15 protein-coding genes are annotated in these 17,597 nt (G+C 44.1%); all 15 read left to right on the forward strand.

Annotated features, from left to right (window positions below):
- The first annotated feature begins 296 nt into the window (after positions 1-296).
- Complete coding sequence (locus tag ACHZES_RS01890) at positions 297-1,385, forward strand: S-layer homology domain-containing protein (protein WP_038283030.1); 1,089 nt, start codon at positions 297-299, stop codon at positions 1,383-1,385.
- Between the two features lie 22 nt (positions 1,386-1,407).
- Complete coding sequence (locus ACHZES_RS01895; RefSeq protein WP_395548564.1) at positions 1,408-3,201, forward strand: HlyD family efflux transporter periplasmic adaptor subunit; 1,794 nt, start codon at positions 1,408-1,410, stop codon at positions 3,199-3,201.
- A gap of 71 nt (positions 3,202-3,272) precedes the next feature.
- The gene (locus ACHZES_RS01900; RefSeq protein WP_084719731.1) at positions 3,273-3,932 is read left to right on the forward strand and encodes an ABC transporter ATP-binding protein; all 660 of its coding nucleotides are present in this window, start codon (positions 3,273-3,275) and stop codon (positions 3,930-3,932) included.
- A complete protein-coding gene (locus tag ACHZES_RS01905) occupies positions 3,916-5,094 on the forward strand; it encodes an ABC transporter permease (RefSeq protein WP_038283175.1) in 1,179 nt (392 codons plus the stop codon). The genes ACHZES_RS01900 and ACHZES_RS01905 overlap by 17 nt, the downstream gene beginning before the upstream one ends.
- A gap of 132 nt (positions 5,095-5,226) precedes the next feature.
- Positions 5,227-6,219 (forward strand): dipeptidase, encoded by a 993-nt coding sequence (locus tag ACHZES_RS01910; RefSeq protein ID WP_154520717.1) that lies wholly within the window; start codon positions 5,227-5,229, stop codon positions 6,217-6,219.
- A 102-nt stretch (positions 6,220-6,321) separates the two neighbouring features.
- On the forward strand, positions 6,322-7,977 hold the full coding sequence (locus tag ACHZES_RS01915; RefSeq protein ID WP_395548563.1) for a Na/Pi cotransporter family protein: 1,656 nt from the start codon (positions 6,322-6,324) through the stop codon (positions 7,975-7,977).
- 87 nt (positions 7,978-8,064) lie between these two features.
- Positions 8,065-8,754, forward strand: coding sequence for a response regulator transcription factor (locus ACHZES_RS01920; RefSeq protein ID WP_089995935.1), 690 nt, complete (start codon positions 8,065-8,067; stop codon positions 8,752-8,754).
- A gap of 43 nt (positions 8,755-8,797) precedes the next feature.
- Positions 8,798-10,201, forward strand: a complete 1,404-nt coding sequence (locus ACHZES_RS01925) for an ATP-binding protein (RefSeq protein WP_154520716.1) — start codon at positions 8,798-8,800, stop codon at positions 10,199-10,201.
- A gap of 34 nt (positions 10,202-10,235) precedes the next feature.
- The gene (locus ACHZES_RS01930; protein ID WP_395548562.1) at positions 10,236-11,123 is read left to right on the forward strand and encodes a DegV family protein; all 888 of its coding nucleotides are present in this window, start codon (positions 10,236-10,238) and stop codon (positions 11,121-11,123) included.
- Positions 11,124-11,237: 114 nt separating this feature from the next.
- A complete protein-coding gene (locus tag ACHZES_RS01935; RefSeq protein ID WP_395548561.1) occupies positions 11,238-11,753 on the forward strand; it encodes a Gx transporter family protein in 516 nt (171 codons plus the stop codon).
- A gap of 91 nt (positions 11,754-11,844) precedes the next feature.
- The gene (gene galT / locus ACHZES_RS01940; RefSeq protein ID WP_395548560.1) at positions 11,845-13,362 is read left to right on the forward strand and encodes a UDP-glucose--hexose-1-phosphate uridylyltransferase; all 1,518 of its coding nucleotides are present in this window, start codon (positions 11,845-11,847) and stop codon (positions 13,360-13,362) included.
- 147 nt (positions 13,363-13,509) lie between these two features.
- Complete coding sequence (locus tag ACHZES_RS01945; RefSeq protein WP_154520713.1) at positions 13,510-14,373, forward strand: YitT family protein; 864 nt, start codon at positions 13,510-13,512, stop codon at positions 14,371-14,373.
- Between the two features lie 215 nt (positions 14,374-14,588).
- A complete protein-coding gene (locus ACHZES_RS01950; RefSeq protein ID WP_154520712.1) occupies positions 14,589-15,626 on the forward strand; it encodes an ABC transporter substrate-binding protein in 1,038 nt (345 codons plus the stop codon).
- Between the two features lie 149 nt (positions 15,627-15,775).
- On the forward strand, positions 15,776-16,690 hold the full coding sequence (locus ACHZES_RS01955; protein WP_395548559.1) for an ABC transporter permease: 915 nt from the start codon (positions 15,776-15,778) through the stop codon (positions 16,688-16,690).
- Positions 16,691-16,692: 2 nt separating this feature from the next.
- The gene (locus ACHZES_RS01960) at positions 16,693-17,490 is read left to right on the forward strand and encodes an ABC transporter ATP-binding protein (RefSeq protein ID WP_038283016.1); all 798 of its coding nucleotides are present in this window, start codon (positions 16,693-16,695) and stop codon (positions 17,488-17,490) included.
- Positions 17,491-17,597: the final 107 nt, after the last annotated feature.

The following is a 17,597-nucleotide window of genomic DNA, read 5'->3' on the forward strand; positions in this document are numbered from 1 at the left end:
CCGGTTAGGCAATCTTACATTTTACGCGGGCAAAGAGACTTACGAATATGTTCGCATTTTCATTTGGCAAATACCGCGGCAATTTAGAAAATTTTTCCTTAGTTATGCTAATCATAATAAATTAAGCTTAAAATAAGCTGAAATAACATAGCCTGATTCTGCCAGGATATAAAGAATACAAGGAACTTTTCATCAAAAAAACCAAGTTTCAGTTTAATTTCAGCTTACTGTCACAAAACAGACATATGCGCCTGTTAAAATAAGCTTCAGATTTAAATGATGAGAGGAGAAACCGGATGAACGGACGTAAAATAGCGGCTTCCCTGGCTTTTGTAATGGCCGCGACGGCAGTCAGCCCTATGATAACAGAGGCATCAAGCAGTTTTGATTTAAGAAAAAAGGTAGTCGGAATTTCAGGAATTATGAACACCGGGAACTTAAATCTGTCGGTGACGCGTGGAGAATTTGCCAGCATGCTGGTAAATGCATCCTCCTATCGAAGCACGGCCGGCAAGACCAGTAACACTTCCGTATTTGCCGATGTTCCAAGAAATCATGAATATGCAGCCCAAATCAGGATTGCAGCGGAACAGGGGTGGATGAACGGATATTTAGGAGGAAATTTTAAACCGGACGATTCTATAACACTTCAGGAAGGGGTAAAAGGAGTTTTAGGACTTTTGGGTTATGCAAATTCTGATTTTACTGGTGACCAGACCGGTTCCAGACTTTCCAAATATCATTTTCTGGAATTGGATGAAAATCTGAATAAAGAGGCTTTGGAAGTCTTAAATAAAGAAGATTGCATCAACCTGTTTTATAATCTGTTAAAAACAGATACGAAGTCCGGAACCATGTTTGGAAAAAGCTTAAACTGCGAATTGACCAGTGACGGGGAGATCGATCCGTTTTCCATGGTCGATAACAGCATCAAGGGACCGAAGATTGCAAAAAGCAGCAGCAGGCTCAAATCCATTCTGCCCTTTAAGCTTAGCGATGCCAATATTTATCTTGATGGAGAACCTGTTAATAATTCCAGTAATGCAATTGATGTTTCCCTGGAAAGCGAAGACGGAGTTCTGGTATATTACCATACCATTTCTAAAACCGTGTGGCTTTATACCATTGGAAACGAAAATGAAAACGGACGTTCCGCTGTATTTGGAGAAATCACTAACGTTGTCTATGATTCTGCGGATTTAATGACACCTGGAGCAATCATACTGGATGACGGCAACACCTACGAGCTTACCAGCACTGAGATGAAGTTTGCATTTTCTTCCTATGGGGACCTTCGAGTAGGTGATACCGTGAATCTGGTCTATACTCTGTCTGTAGATCAGGAAGGAAATGAAACCCGGACTGTCATTGATTATATAGAATAGAAGATTAACAGGAGAAGCCGGAATGAAAAAAATCATTCAGAAATTATTTTCAAAAGAAAAAAGAAAAGGTGGGATAAAAGGAAAAAAGGTTTTGATCCTTCTTATCATAATCCTTGCGGTGCTGGCAGGAGTGGTGGCGGCGTCAAGCTTTAAAAAGTCAAAGGAAGCATCCGCCGAAGCAAAAAGCGTAAGAACTGCTAAAGTTACAAAGCAGGACATTGTTTCTGAACTATCCTCCTCTGGAACCATTTCTCCTCAGAATACCTATGATATAACCTCTTTGGTGGAAGGGGAAGTCATTGCAGCAGATTTTGAAGAGGGAGACGAGGTAGAAAAGGGGCAGATCCTTTACCAGATCGATACGTCATCCATGGAATCGGAGATGACATCGGTGAATAATTCCCTGTCGAGAGCCCAGGAAAATTATCAGACTGCGCTGGATGATTATAATTCTGCTTTAGGTGATTACAGCGGAAATACCTATAAATCCACAGAGAGCGGGTACATAAAATCGCTTTCCATTAAAGAAGGAGACAAAGTAGGAAACAATACGGAAATTGCCTCTATTTATGATGATAAAACCATGAAGATCAAGCTTCCGTTCCTTTCCGGGGAGGCAGCCCAGATCGCGGCCGGACAGGCGGCGGTTCTGACCCTTACCGATACGGGAGAGCAGATCCAGGGCTCAGTCACTTCTGTCAGCAATATGGATGTAACCTTAACAGGTGGGCGTATCGTTCGTTATGTTACCATTGAAGTTACAAATCCAGGCGGTCTTACTACGGATACCCCGGCTACGGCAGCGATAGGCGATTACGTGTGCAGTGCGGAAGCAACATTTGAGCCTAAGCTTGAATCAACCATGAAAGCGGATTTATCCTCCAACGTGGAGGTAGGAACCCTGCTGGTGCATGAAGGTGATTATGTAGCGAAGGGAACTCCTCTATTTACCATGGAAAGTAAGTCTGCGGATAAACTGCTTCGCACTTATAAAGATACGATGGAAAAGGCCCAGGAAACTCTGGAAGGAGCAAAAAGCAAACTGGAGAGTACCGAGAATACTTATGATAACTATACCATTACCGCACCTATATCCGGAAAGGTCATTACAAAAACCGTAAAGGCAGGAGATAAGATCACCAAAAGCTCCAGCGGAAGCACAACCCTGGCAGTCATATACGATATGTCCGGTTATACGTTTAAAATGTCTGTGGATGAATTAGATGTCAAGTCTGTGAAAGTAGGCCAGGAGGTGAATATTACTGCCGATGCCGTACCTGGTAAAACCTTTTCCGGTACAGTTACCAATGTAAGCCTGGAAAGCTCTACTTCCAACGGGGTTACCAATTATCCGGTTACTATCACATTAAACGATGGCATGGATGAGCTTCTCCCCGGCATGAACGTAGATGGAGTGATCATTCTGGATAAAGCGGCCGATGTCCTTGCCGTACCGGCCGATGCACTGATGCGGGGAAATCAGGTCTATGTTAAGGATGATTCGGTGAAGGAGCCCCAGGGGAACATTCCGGCAGGCTTTCGGGCGGTAGAAGTTACCACAGGCCTGATCAATGATGATTATGTGGAAATTACCAGCGGATTGGAAGAGAATCAGGAGGTTTACGTTGCACAAACTACTGTAGGCACTTCAATGAATGTTGTGTTGCCGGGAGGCATGGGTGGCATAAATGTAGGCCCAGGCGGCTCAGGCTCCGGTTCTGGAGTCAGGTACCGCAGTGAAGGCGGTGGCTCCGGCAGTGGAAACCGCAGTGCAGGCAGCGGCGGAGGTTCCGGCAGCGGCGTCCGTCAGCCATAAGGGCCGCAAGGAGGTTAAATAGCTTGAAAAATACCTTGATTGAATTAAAGGATATCTATAAAGTATACCAGATGGGAGAGGAGGAGGTCCGTGCAAACAACGGCGTGTCTTTGACCATTTACCACGGGGAATTCGTGGCTATTGTAGGAAAGTCGGGAAGCGGAAAATCCACGCTTATGAATATTATCGGCGCACTGGATGTCCCCACGTCAGGAGAATATCTTCTGGGCGGTGAGGACGTGGGCAGGATGTCGGATAACCAGCTGGCCGGGATCCGGAATAAGATGATTGGCTTTATCTTCCAGCAGTACAATCTGCTTCCCAGACTGAATCTTCTTGAGAATGTGGAACTGCCCCTGTTATATGCAGGGGTAGGAACCAATGAACGGAACAAACGGGCCATGGCTTCTCTGGAACGGGTTGGCCTGGCGGAAAAGTGGAAAAATTTTCCCAACCAGCTTTCCGGAGGCCAGCAGCAGAGGGTTTCCATTGCAAGGGCGCTGGCAGGAGATCCCTCCCTGATTCTGGCCGATGAGCCTACGGGGGCTCTGGATTCAAAAACCAGCCGGGAAGTTCTAAATTTCTTGAAAAAGCTGAACGATGAAGGGAATACCATCGTGATGATCACCCATGACAGCGCCATTGCAAAGGAAGCCAGGCGGGTGATCCGGGTACACGATGGTAAGATTAATTTCGATGGAGACGTAAATGAATATTCTGCAATCCTTTAAAATGGCTTTAAAAAGCATCTGGGGCAATAAGATGCGATCCTTTCTCACCATGCTTGGAATCATTATCGGCGTGGCATCGGTCATCATTCTGGTGAGTCTTGTAAACGGACAAATGTCTTATATGACGGAACAATTTACCAGCATGGGAACCAACCAGATCAATGTGAACGTAACCAATCTTTCATCCAGGTCCGTAACCGTGGATCAGATGTATCAGTTTTATGAAGACAACAAAAATCTTTTTTCTCAGATGACGCCAAAGGTTTCCTTGTCCGCTACCTTAAAAAACGGTACGGAATCCCTGACCAATACTACGGTATCCGGTGTCAGTGAGGAATATCTGGATATGAAGGATCAGACCCTGGATTCAGGGCGGTTCCTCCAATACTCCGATGTCCTGTCCAGACAAAAGGTTTGTGTTGCAGGTTATTATGTGGCCTGGGAATTATATGGAGGAGCAGAAAAAGCCATTGGCCAGACCATAAAAATAAACGGTTATGCCTACCAGATTATTGGTGTGGTATCCAGACAAGATGAAGATGAGCTTAAGGCCGGCGGTTCAGACGACGTTTTGTACCTCCCCTACAGCAGTGCCGCCAAGTTAAACAACACTGCAGACATAAACAGCTATGTCTTTGCCACCGCCGACATGGACCATTCCGTAGAGGCCAAAGAGGCCATCAACAGCTTTCTTTATGGGATTTTCAAAGATGAGGACTTATACCGGATTAATGCAATGAGTGAGCTTTTAAACTCCCTAAATTCCATGATGTCCATGATGTCCATGATGCTTGGCGGAATCGCCGGGATCTCCCTTTTAGTTGCCGGAGTTGGAGTCATGAATATCATGCTGGTGTCCGTAACGGAACGTACCAGAGAAATCGGAATCAGGAAGGCGCTGGGGGCAAAAAAACGCAACATCATGCAGCAGTTTGTCATAGAGGCCGCAGTTACCAGCTCTCTTGGCGGGGTTGTGGGTATTCTGGTGGGCTCCGTGGCAACTACCATCATCGGATCTGCCATGGGAATGAATGCCACTCCAACGCCTGGCGCCGTTATGGTATCCTTCAGTGTATCCGTAGGGATCGGCCTTTTATTTGGCTATATGCCTGCCAGAAGGGCTGCTGATTTAAACCCAATCGACGCTTTGCGCAGCGAGTAAAAATCGAACATTTTCTTGCAAATATGTCATATAGGTGATACTATTTGCATAGTTACCAAAGGAGTAGCTCATATTTGGGCTGCTCCTTTTGCGTAGTGTAAATTCAGTGGATCATGAGAAAGGAAAGAAATTATGAAGGTTGTTGATATGCATTGTGATACCATTTCAGAACTTTATTACCGGAAGGAAGAGGGAAAGGTCTTTTCCATCCTAAAAAACGACTGTCATATTGACTTGGAGCGCATGAAAAAAGGAGATTATTGCTTACAGAACTTTGCCTTATATATAAATCTCGCTGTGCATGAGCGTCCGTTTGAATATTGCATGAAGCTTGTTGACCTCTTTTATACGGAACTGGAAAAATATGAGGATATTATTGGCATTGTAAAAGGCTATAAGGATATTGAAGAAAACCGGAAGAATGGGAAAATGTCTGCCATGCTTACCATAGAGGAAGGTGGCGTCTGTCAGGGAGAACTGGCATTCTTAAGAAATTTTTACCGGCTGGGAGTCCGCATGGCGACGCTTACGTGGAACTATAAAAATGAGCTGGCGCATCCCAACCGGATCTGGGAGGAAAACGGAGAAGCCTTTTTTGAACCGGAGATGGAGTATGGGCTTACGGAAAAGGGAATCGAGTTCGTTCAGGAGATGGAACGGCTGGGAATGGTAATCGATGTGTCCCATTTGTCAGATGCCGGGATAGAAGATGTGTTCCGGTATACAGAAAAACCATTTGTGGCAAGCCATTCCAATGCCAGGACCATTGCTTCTAATCCAAGAAACTTAACGGATGAAATGATAAAAAAGCTTTCGGAACGGGGCGGTGTCACCGGAATCAATTATTGTGCCGATTTTCTTCATGACTGGAAGAAGGGGGAAGGAGCCTTAAGCCGGGTGGAAGATATGGTTTTACATATGAAGCATATGAAAAAGGTGGGAGGCATCCAATGCATTGGGCTTGGATCCGATTTTGACGGCATTGGGGGGAATTTAGAGATGAAATCTCCGGAAGACCTGCCCCTTTTAGAAGCGTATATGAAAAAAGAGGGGTTTTCAGAAAGTGAAATTGAGGCAGTCTTTTATGGAAATGTCCTTCGGGTTTATAAGGAAATTTTACATTAAGACAAAATTTTACATAAATTTTACATTTATGTGCATTTTACTTTACATAGATTTGATATGGTATTTACAAAAATGTATTATCATGAAAAAACGGAGGATGCTATGTCAATCACAGAAATACAAATGCTATTTAAATTCATCGGGGGACTGGGTATGTTCCTTTATGGAATGGACGCTATGGCTGATGGGCTGCAAAAATCAGCAGGGCATAAAATGCAGCAGCTTTTAGGGGTCCTTACCAGCAACAGGCTCATGGGTGTGCTTTTGGGAACTGGTATTACCGCCATCATCCAGAGCAGCTCGGCGACCACAGTCATGGTGGTAGGATTTGTAAATGCTGGGATCATCAATCTGCAACAAGCCGTTGGTATTATTATGGGTGCTAATATCGGAACAACCGTCACCAGCTGGATCGTATCCATGAGTGAATGGGGAGAGATGATGAAACCCGAGTTTTTTGCTCCTGCACTGGTAGGCGTAGGCGCTGTTTTAAGCCTTTTTACCGGAAGCGGGAAGAAAAAACAGGTTGGGGAAATTCTGGTTGGTTTTGGTGTGCTGTTTATAGGGCTTTCCTTTATGTCAGACTCCATTACGCCTTACCGGAACGCGCCTATTTTCAGCCAGGCCTTTGCCGTTTTAGGTAAAAATCCTCTTCTTGGAATTTTAGCAGGCCTTGTTGTTACCGGCATCATTCAGAGTTCCTCAGCCTCTGTAGGAATTTTGCAGACACTGGCTCTTAACGGCATCGTAAACTGGCAGTCTGCCATATTTATCACGTTAGGACAGAATATCGGTACCTGTGTGACTGCTCTGCTTTCCAGTTTGAGCGCGAATAAAACCGCAAAGCGGGCGGCTGTCATTCATCTCCTTTTTAATGTGGTCGGTGCTGTTATTTTCGGATGCATCATGTTTGTAGTGTTTAAGCTGAATCCGGTTTTTGCAGCTTCTCGAATCAGCAGTGTGGGAATATCCATCTTCCATACCATATTTAATGTGAGCAACACTATTATTTTATTCCCCTTTGCCGGGCTTTTAGTTAAGGCTTCCGGGCTGCTTGTACGGGAAGATCAGAAAGAGTCAACTGCAGATTCTGATTCCCCGATGAAACGTCATCTGGATGAAAGAATTTTAGAGACCCCTTCCTTTGCCATTGAAAATGTGAACCATGAAGTTGTGAGCATGGGAAATGCTGCCATGGAAAACTTGGATCTTGCAGCTGCGGCTCTTCTTGGCAACAACAGAGCAGAAGCAAAGCTTGTGGAAAAAATGGAACAGAAAATCAATGATTATGAAAAGATTCTCACTGATTATTTGATAAAACTTAATAACCAGTCTTTAAATGAGGAACAGCACCTTCTAGTTAAAAACTTATTTTATACAATCAGTGACTTTGAGCGGGTCAGCGATCACTGTGAGAACTTATCCGAGCTGGCAATAGAAAAATCCAACCGGAACATTATTTTTTCAAAAGAAGCAGAAAATGAAATCAAGGAAATGATAAAAGAGGTTCGTTCCTCTCTGGAGCATGCCATAAAAGCCAGGGAAACTGGAGACATGACAGAGGTCCGTGCAGTGATTCAAAGCGAAGAACGTGTGGACAGCCTTGAAGAAGAATTAAGAGAACGTCATATCGAACGTTTATCCGCTCAGACATGTAAGCCGGAAAACGGAGTCATCTTTTTGGATGCACTGAGCAATCTGGAACGTATTTCAGACCACGCTCACAATATTGCAGGTTATGTGAGGGATGAAATGTAACAGAAAACGTGGGCAGGAAATAAGAACGCCCTGCGGGCATACCTCTATGCCCAAAAAGCTTGGGCAGGATAAAGGAAAGGAGAATATATGGAACGTATCTATGTAATTGAAGACGATGACAACATCAGGGATTTAATTAAAATTGCCCTGGAAGGTTTTGGCTATGAAGTATCTGCTTTTGAGATGGCGGAGGAAGCTTTGAGGCATATTGAATCAGATAAACCGGCACTGGCTGTGTTTGATCTGATGCTTCCAGGTATGGACGGACTGACAGCCATTCGCAGGATTCGGAAAAATGAGTCTTTAAAAGATATTCCCGTTCTTATTCTGACCGCAAAAGACAGGGAGTTTGATAAGGTGGCAGGACTTGATGGCGGAGCCGACGACTATATGACCAAGCCATTTGGAGTCATGGAGCTGGCTGCCAGAATCCGAAGTCTTTTACGGCGCAGCTCCAGGGGAGAGGCAAACACTAACGAACTGAATCAATATTGTTTAAGTTTAAATAAAAAAACAAGAGAAGTCTATTGTGACGGCGTTAAGGTTGAACTGACCCTAAAAGAGTTTGAGCTTTTACAGTATTTAATGGAGAACCATAATAAGGTCGTCACCAGAGATGAGCTTTTAAACCACATCTGGGGGTATGATTACGATGGGGAGACCAGAACCCTGGACATGCATATCCGTACGCTCCGGCAAAAGCTGGGAGAAAACGGCGGTTCCTGTATCAAGACAATCCGCGGCGTAGGCTATCGTTTTATTAAGACGGAAGAGTAGGAAAATCAATAGTCTGGCTATACGCCAATGAATGAGGGAATCTATGAGAAGCGTAATTTTTAAAAAATTTATCCAGGTTATTCTGGTAGTGCTGATACTCAGCAGTTCTGTTTTTTATATTGCTTCCAGCAGCGCACTGCTTAAAAATTCCAGAAAAGACATGACTTATACTTTGAGAGCTATGGATGAGATCCTGGATTATTCCGGTAATCTTGTCGGTGAAATCGGGGACATAAAGCAGACATTCAGTGAAAATCAGAGCCGTTTTACAATTATACGCATGGATGGAAACATTGTGGCCGATACTGGAAATGTACCGGCTGCTTCCCTTGATAATCATTTAGACAGGGAAGAAGTGAAGGAGGCCCTTGCAGAGGGGGCCGGCACGGCCATACGTTATTCCGATACTCTCAAGGAAAATATGCTTTATGTTGCAATCCGCTCCTCACGGGCGGATTATATTCTTCGTATGGCAATTCCCTATTCCGGCATGAAAGAATATTTAATGCTGTTGCTGCCTTCCATCTGGCTCAGCTTTCTGATGGCCATTATGTATTCCGCATTTTCGGCGGACAGCTTTTCAAAATCCATTACAAGGCCGTTAAAGGAAATTTCCCAGGAGATGTTAAAGGTAAACGGGGATTATACGGACCTCTCCTTTGAAACCTACCAGTATCCGGAAATTAATATTATAGCGGAAACGACAACGGAAATGTCTAAGAACGTAAAAGAATATTTAAACCAGATTGAACTTGAAAAGCAAATTCGTCAGGAATTTTTCAGTAATGCTTCCCATGAGTTAAAGACCCCGATCACATCGGTTCAGGGATATGCTGAGCTTCTGGAAAGCGGAATCATTCAGGATGAAGAACAAAAGATGGATTTCGTAAGGCGTATTAAAAAAGAAGCGATCAATATGAATCATCTCATCAATGACATTCTTATGATTTCCCGGCTTGAGGCAAAGGAAGCAGAGGTATTAAAAAGTGATGTGCGCCTGTCCATTCTTGTAGGCGATATCGTCGAATCCTTAAAGCCACTTGCTGCATCCCATGAAGTCACGATGCATGTGGATTGCAAACCACTTTGTATTTACGCCAATGGACAGCAAATGAAGGAACTTTTCGGAAATCTCATAAGCAATGCGGTAAAATATAATAAGCCCGGGGGCGAAGTATGGGTCACAGTGACAGAAGAGGATCGCAATGTAATAATTCGTGTGAAAGATAACGGAATGGGTATCCCAAAAGAATCCTTAAGCCGTATATTTGAACGTTTTTACCGGGTGGACAAAGGACGGAGCAAGAAACAGGGCGGGACGGGCCTTGGATTATCCATTGTAAAGCATATTGTAAATTTCTATCATGGGACCATTACCGTTCGATCAGAACTTGATTTGGGAACGGAATTTATTGTAAAGATTCCAATTCAAGGAAAAATGTGCTAATATTGATTCAGTAAATGATAGGAGGTGTGCAGATATGGGAAGTTTTGTTTTAACATGCTGTTCTACGGTAGATATGAAGAAGGAATTTTTTGAGCAGCGCCAGATTCCCTATGTGTGTTTTCACTATACAATGGATGGCGCAACCTATCCGGATGACTTAGGACAGAGCATTCCTTTTCCTGAGTTTTATAGCCGGATCGCCAAAGGCGCGACACCTGTGACTTCCCAGGTAAATGTGGAAGAATATTGTGATTTTTTTGAACCATTTTTAAAGGAAGGCAAGGATATTTTGCACCTCACTCTTTCCTCCGGTATTTCAGGAACCTATAATTCTGCATGCGTAGCCAGGGAAGAGATGAGTTCCAGATATCCGGAAAGAACGATCGTCATTGTGGATTCCCTGGGGGCTTCTGCCGGCTATGGACTTCTGATCGATGCAGTGGCAGACTTAAGGGATAAAGGAGTTTCCCTGGAAGAAGCGAGGGAGTGGACAGAGGATAACAAATTATTCGTGCATCACTGGTTTTTCTCCACGGATTTGACTAGTTTTAAGCGGGGAGGCAGGATTTCAGCCACATCCGCAATGCTTGGTACCGTGCTTAACATCTGTCCGCTCATGAACATAGACGAAACTGGGCATTTGATTCCCAGGCAGAAGATCCGTACCAAGAAAAAAGCCATTCAGGAGATTATAAACACCATGGAAGCTCATGCAAAGGGTGGAAGGGATTATAGCGGCAAATGCTTTCTTTCCTATTCCGCCTGTGAAGATGATGCCAGGGAAGTGGCGGCCCTGGTGGAGGAACGCTTCCCCAATCTTTCCGGAAAGGTGATGTTAAACAGCATTGGTGCAGTCATTGGTTCCCATACCGGACCTGGTACTGTGGCATTATTTTTCTGGGGTAATAAAAGAACCGATTAATTTTCAACCCGGAGAGCACTTTCATAATATGAAGATGCTCTCCGGGATTTTCTTTTACATAAATGCCAAAGTGTGATAAGATAAATGCTGAATGCAGGAAAAAGGAGAGCTTTTATGAAAGTAAAAAATTCAGCTCATGTGGCAGCGTTGTACGGTATGCTGATTGCACTGGCATTTGTTCTCAGCTTTGTAGAGACACTGATCCCCATTTCTCTTGGAATTCCGGGAGTAAAGCTGGGACTTGCCAATCTGGTCACGGTTGTGGGACTTTATACAGTTGGGACAGGCGGAACGGTTGTCATATCACTTTTGCGGATCGTTCTTACCGGATTTACCTTTGGAAATTTGTTTGCCATGCTCTACAGCCTGGGAGGCTGGAGCTTAAGCCTGCTTCTAATGGTTCTTTGCAGGAGAAAAAACTGGATGGGCACAACGGGAATCAGTATTCTTGGAGGTGTGGGACATAACATCGGACAGGTTTGTGTGGCTGCCCTTGTGGTCAAACAGGCCGGAGTATTCTTTTATCTTCCCTTACTTCTGATCGCCGGTACAGCTGCCGGACTTATCATAGGGATCTTGGGTGGCATGATTATAAGCCGAATCAGTAATTTTATTAAAAAAATACAATAAAAACAAAAGATAGGATATTGTTTTGACGCTATTGGAAATGTATAATGGGATAGGTATATTAGGATAAAAAGAAACCAGGAGGGACACCACAATGATTTACGAGGCAATTAAGAAACTGGTACAATATGGACGAAACACAGGCTTAATCGAGGAAGCGGACCGGTTTTATGCCCTTAACCAAATCCTTGATGTAATGATGATGGACGAGTATGAGGAATCAGAAGAAGTACCGGAAGATATTGATCTGGAAGCTGTTTTACACGAATTACTTGATTACGCCTGCCAGGCCGGTATCATAGAAGAAGACAGTGTTACATATCGGGACTTGTTTGATACAAAGTTGATGAATTGTCTGATGCCAAGACCAAGTGAAATAGAAAAAACATTCTGGGAGCTGTATCAGGGCCAGTCTCCTGAGGCTGCAACCGGATATTATTATAAACTGAGCCAGAATTCCGACTATATCAGGCGGTACCGGATTAAAAAGGATATGCGGTGGGTGACTTCTACCAAGTACGGAGATTTAGATATTACGGTGAACCTATCAAAGCCTGAGAAAGATCCAAAGGCGATTGCAGCTGCAAAGCTTGCAAAACAAGGCGGTTATCCCAAATGCCAGCTTTGTATGGAAAATGAGGGCTATGCCGGAAGGACCAATCATCCGGCCAGAAATAACCACAGGATCATCCGTCTTAAGATCAATAACAGTGAGTGGGGCTTTCAGTATTCCCCTTATGTTTATTACAACGAGCACTGCATTGTGTTTAACGGAAAGCATATTCCCATGAAGATAGAGAGAGAGACCTTTGTAAAGTTGTTTGATTTTGTTAAGCTGTTTCCTCACTATTTCCTTGGTTCCAATGCGGATCTGCCTATTGTAGGAGGGTCCATCCTATCCCATGACCATTTCCAGGGAGGAAATTATGATTTTGCCATGGCAAAGGCTCCTATGGAGAGTTGTTTCCAGTTGGAAGGCTTTGAAGGAGTGGAAGCCGGAATTGTGAAATGGCCGATGTCCGTGCTGCGTACCAGAAGCAAAAACCCGAAAGACCTAATCAACCTGGGAACAAAGATTCTTGATGCCTGGAGGACTTATACAGACGAGGAAGCCTTTATTTTTGCGGAAACTGACGGAGAGCCTCATAACACCATCACCCCAATTGCCAGAATGCGGGATGGCTTATACGAACTGGATCTGGTATTAAGAAACAATATCACCACAGAAGAATTCCCTCTTGGTGTTTATCACCCTCATCAGGAGCTTCATCATATCAAAAAAGAGAACATCGGCTTAATTGAGGTCATGGGATTGGCGGTCCTGCCTTCCAGGTTAAAGGAAGAGCTGAATCTGCTGGCCCAGTGCATTGTGGAAGGGAAAAACATAAGAGATGATGAAACCATTGAAAAGCACGCAGATTGGGCAGAGGCTTTCCTTGGAAAATATGAAGAAGTGACAAAAGAAAATGTAGAGGAAATTTTAAAGAAGGAAGTTGGCCTGGTATTTGAACGGGTTTTAGAGGACTCAGGCGTATACAAATGCGATGAGCAGGGACGGAACGGGTTTGGGCGGTTCCTTGCCAGAGTCGGATTTACTCCTTGTTCACAATAGAAAGACTGTGAGGATATCAGATGGATTGGTGTTTGTAATTACCGCCCCTTTGAGGTATAGTCGAGTGGGAGTGAAAGGAAATATTAAATTCGCTCAAAAACGTACAGAACCGGCTTAAAGGAGCCGGAGGGAGATAGACAAACAGTCATGAAGCAGATAGAAAACAAAACACTGAGAACGCTTACGGAGTATGGACTGATCACGTTCAGTATCTGGATTATGGTGGTGGGGATTTATTTCTTCAAATTCCCCAATAATTTTGCATTCGGAGGTGTCACAGGGTTTGCGACGGTTATCAGTGCATTAACCCATTGGTCGGCCAGTGAGTTCACAACCATTGTGAATACTGTATTACTGGTGGCCGGCTTTCTCTTCCTTGGACGGAGTTTTGGGATTAAAACGGTTTATGCCACCCTTATGATGTCCATATTTCTTTATTTTTTGGAACGGCTCTACCCTATTACAAGACCCCTTACCAAGGAACCACTTTTGGAATTGATCTTTGCGATTCTTTTGCCAAGTGTGGGTTCTGCCCTCCTTTTTAACACAGGAGCTTCCAGCGGGGGAACGGATATTATCGCCATGATACTGAAACGGTACACCAGCCTTAATATAGGAACCGTACTTTTGCTGGTGGATGTAACAGGGGTGATTATGGCCTATTTTGTATTTGGACCGGAGACAGGGTTATTCTCTTCCCTTGGTTTATTAGCCAAATCCCTTGTGATTGGCGATGTCATAGAAAATATTAACTTATGCAAGTGCTTCAGCATCATCTGTGATGATCCGGGGCCCATCTGTGATTATATTATTCATGGACTTAACCGAAGTGCCACGGTTTATGAGGCACAGGGCGCTTTCAGTCATCATAAAAAGACCGTGATCTTAACGACCATGAAGCGTTCCCAGGCACTTAAACTAAAAAACTACATTCGCAGTGTGGAACCAACGGCGTTTATACTGATATCCAATTCCAGCGAGATTATAGGAAAAGGATTTCTTGCAAATTAATTAAAAAAACCGGAGAATCTAAATTCTCCGGTTTTTTTAATAAACGGAATGGAGTATATTACTTATTTTATCGTCATTTTTTACAAAAATGCACTTTAGCGCTTTAAAAACACATAAATTTAAAGCAATAAAATTGACGGCTTATCTTTTTTGTAGTATGATACGAATTAAGTTCCAAAAAGGACGAAATTTTGGAAGGAAGAGGAGAGAAGATTATGAAGAAAACAGCAAACGTTTTATCACTGGTTCTTGCCGGCGCCATGATGATTTCTTTAACGGCATGCGGCAGCAAAGCACCGGACACGGCAACCTCAGCTCCGGAAACCACGACTGCAGCGGAGAAGACAAAAGAAGCAGCAGAATCCACTGGAGAAAAGACAGCAGATGGAAAGCAGTATAAAATCGGAGTTCTCCAGCTTGTACAGCATGCAGCCTTAGATGCATCCAACAAAGGTTTTATCCAGGCGCTTGATGATGCAGGTCTTAACTATACCGTTGATCAGCAAAACGCCTCTGGTGACCAGCCTACATGTCAGACCATCGCCAGCAAGCTGGTGAATGACAACGACGATTTGATCCTTGCCATTGCAACACCGGCGGCTCAGGCTGTGGCAGGAGCCACAAGCGATATTCCGATTCTTTTGACAGCAGTTACTGATCCGGCATCTTCCGATCTGGTTGAAAGCAATGATAACCCAGGAGGAAATGTGAGCGGAACCTCTGATTTAACTCCTGTGAAGGAGCAGATCGCTCTGTTAAAAAAGATACTACCTGATGCAAAAACCGTGGGAATTCTTTTCTGCTCCGCAGAATCCAACTCTGAGATCCAGGCTAAGATGGCAAAAGATGCAATTGAAGCGGAAGGCATGACAGCGGTAGAGTATACCGTATCCAACTCCAACGAGATCCAGACGGTCGTTACATCCATGGTAGGCAAGGTAGATGCTCTCTATACTCCTACGGATAATACAATTGCAGCAGGTATGGCAACCGTGAGCATGGTAGCGAACGAAAATGGCATTCCGGTAATCTGCGGAGAAGAAGGTATGGTAAATGCCGGCGGTCTAGCTACATATGGCATTGATTATTATGAACTGGGCTACTTAACCGGACAGCAGGCAGTAAAGATCTTAAAAGATGGTGCGGATATCTCTAAAATGCCGATTGAATACCTTCCTTTGGATAAGTGTAAGCTGACTGTCAATGAGGAAACAGCTAAGACATTGGGAATTGATGTATCAAGCCTTAAATAGGCAGTTTTGAGAAGAAATGAGCGGCAGGCAGGGCCCGTTTGACTGGTCCGCCTGCCGGCCATAGATGCTTTACATAAAGGATGGACTTTCATTCTTTATGTAAGGCATTTATGTCTATGAACTTGAGAAAATACGCGGAGGAATGATTGATGAGTGGTTTGTTGGTATCCCTACAGGATGCAGTTGTTCAGGGGGTTTTATGGGGGATTATGGTTTTAGGGGTTTATATTACCTACAAACTATTGGACATTGCCGATTTGACGGTAGATGGAAGCTTTGCCATGGGCGGATGCGTGTGTGCCGTTATGATTCTTAATTTTCACGTAGATCCCTGGGTTTCCTTAGGGGTTGCGGCAGCGGCCGGGATGGCAGCCGGGGCAGTGACCGGATTGTTACATACAATATTTGAAATACCGGCGATTCTGGCAGGAATCTTAACGCAGATCGGTCTTTGGTCCATAAATCTCCGGATTATGGGTGGAAAGAGTAATGTGCCGCTTTTAAAGACTGATACAATTATGTCTAAATTCATAGCAGCAACCGGATTGAGCAAGCAGGCCGCCGCCATGATTATTGGGATCGGCATTGCAATCGTAATGATTTCCTTTCTTTACTGGTTCTTTGGAACGGAAGTCGGCAGTGCCATGCGAGCTACGGGTAATAATCAGGCAATGATACGTGCGCAGGGCGTCAATACAAACTGGACCAAGCTTCTTGCCCTTACCATCAGTAACGGACTTGTAGGACTTTCCGGGGGCCTGGTCTGCCAAAGCCAGAAATATGCGGATATCGGCATGGGTACCGGAGCCATTGTCATTGGTCTTGCTGCTATTGTCATTGGTGATGTGCTGATGGGTAAACTGCGTTCCTTTGCAAGCAAGCTTATCTCTGCGGTAGTGGGGTCCGTCATATATTTTGTGATCCGTGCCATGGTATTAAGAATGGGTATGGATGCCAACGATATGAAGCTTTTATCGGCTGCGATCGTTGCAGTGGCGCTTTGCGTGCCGGTAATGATGAATAAGTGGCGCATCAAAAAATCTTATACAGAAGGAGGAGAATAACCGTGCTGGATATTAAGAATGTCAGAAAAACATTTAACAAGAACACCATCAATGAAAAAAAAGCATTGAATGGCATCGACCTCCATCTGAACGAGGGTGACTTTGTAACTGTTATCGGCGGTAACGGAGCAGGAAAATCTACGATGTTAAATATGATAGCAGGAGTGTACCCCATTGATTCCGGTAAGATCCAGATTGATGAGATCAATATATCCAGGGATCCGGAGTATAAAAGGGCTAAATATATCGGAAGGGTATTCCAGGATCCTATGTTAGGAACTGCCGCCGGAATGGAAATACAGGAAAATATGGCTTTGGCTTACCGTAGGGGACAGGGAAGAGGCCTTGCCTGGGGAATCAGGACCAGCGAAAAATCCTATTACTATGAGGCACTAAAAAAGCTGGGACTTGGGCTTCAGGACCGTATGACCAATAAGGTTGGATTACTTTCCGGTGGTCAGAGACAGGCGCTTACCCTTTTGATGGCGACCTTGAAAAAGCCAAAACTGCTTCTTCTTGATGAACATACCGCTGCACTTGACCCCAAAACGGCCAAAAAGGTTCTGGAGATCACACAAGAGATTGTGGAAGAGCAAAATCTCACGACTCTTATGATTACCCATAACATGAAGGATGCAATCCAGATTGGCAACCGGCTTGTCATGATGCATGAAGGCCGCATCATTTATGATGTGTCAGGGGAAGAAAAAAAGAAGCTGGAAGTAGAAGATCTTCTTAAGAAATTCGAAGAGGCAAGCGGTGAGGAATTTTCAAACGATAGAATGATATTGGCGAAATAGCCGGTGAAATGATGGGACAGGAAATCTTTTAAAAAAGTTTCCTGTCCTGTATTTTTTTGCTTCAAGGCAGATAGCTTATTACATAAATTTCCTTTCTTGGATGTATC

Origin of the sequence: Lacrimispora sanguinis (genome assembly GCF_044987295.1) — a bacterium.
GTDB lineage: Bacteria > Bacillota > Clostridia > Lachnospirales > Lachnospiraceae > Lacrimispora > Lacrimispora celerecrescens_B.

What these genes read in the sequence shown, in the direction of transcription:
- ACHZES_RS01890 (WP_038283030.1), top strand. Translation starts at nt 297, where the DNA reads ATGAACGGACGTAAAATAGCGGCTTCCCTGGCTTTTGTAATGGCCGCG.
- ACHZES_RS01895 (WP_395548564.1), top strand. Translation starts at nt 1,408, where the DNA reads ATGAAAAAAATCATTCAGAAATTATTTTCAAAAGAAAAAAGAAAAGGT.
- ACHZES_RS01900 (WP_084719731.1), top strand. Translation starts at nt 3,273, where the DNA reads ATGGGAGAGGAGGAGGTCCGTGCAAACAACGGCGTGTCTTTGACCATT.
- ACHZES_RS01910 (WP_154520717.1), top strand. Translation starts at nt 5,227, where the DNA reads ATGAAGGTTGTTGATATGCATTGTGATACCATTTCAGAACTTTATTAC.
- ACHZES_RS01915 (WP_395548563.1), top strand. Translation starts at nt 6,322, where the DNA reads ATGTCAATCACAGAAATACAAATGCTATTTAAATTCATCGGGGGACTG.
- ACHZES_RS01920 (WP_089995935.1), top strand. Translation starts at nt 8,065, where the DNA reads ATGGAACGTATCTATGTAATTGAAGACGATGACAACATCAGGGATTTA.
- ACHZES_RS01925 (WP_154520716.1), top strand. Translation starts at nt 8,798, where the DNA reads ATGAGAAGCGTAATTTTTAAAAAATTTATCCAGGTTATTCTGGTAGTG.
- ACHZES_RS01930 (WP_395548562.1), top strand. Translation starts at nt 10,236, where the DNA reads ATGGGAAGTTTTGTTTTAACATGCTGTTCTACGGTAGATATGAAGAAG.
- ACHZES_RS01935 (WP_395548561.1), top strand. Translation starts at nt 11,238, where the DNA reads ATGAAAGTAAAAAATTCAGCTCATGTGGCAGCGTTGTACGGTATGCTG.
- galT (WP_395548560.1), top strand. Translation starts at nt 11,845, where the DNA reads ATGATTTACGAGGCAATTAAGAAACTGGTACAATATGGACGAAACACA.
- ACHZES_RS01945 (WP_154520713.1), top strand. Translation starts at nt 13,510, where the DNA reads ATGAAGCAGATAGAAAACAAAACACTGAGAACGCTTACGGAGTATGGA.
- ACHZES_RS01950 (WP_154520712.1), top strand. Translation starts at nt 14,589, where the DNA reads ATGAAGAAAACAGCAAACGTTTTATCACTGGTTCTTGCCGGCGCCATG.
- ACHZES_RS01955 (WP_395548559.1), top strand. Translation starts at nt 15,776, where the DNA reads ATGAGTGGTTTGTTGGTATCCCTACAGGATGCAGTTGTTCAGGGGGTT.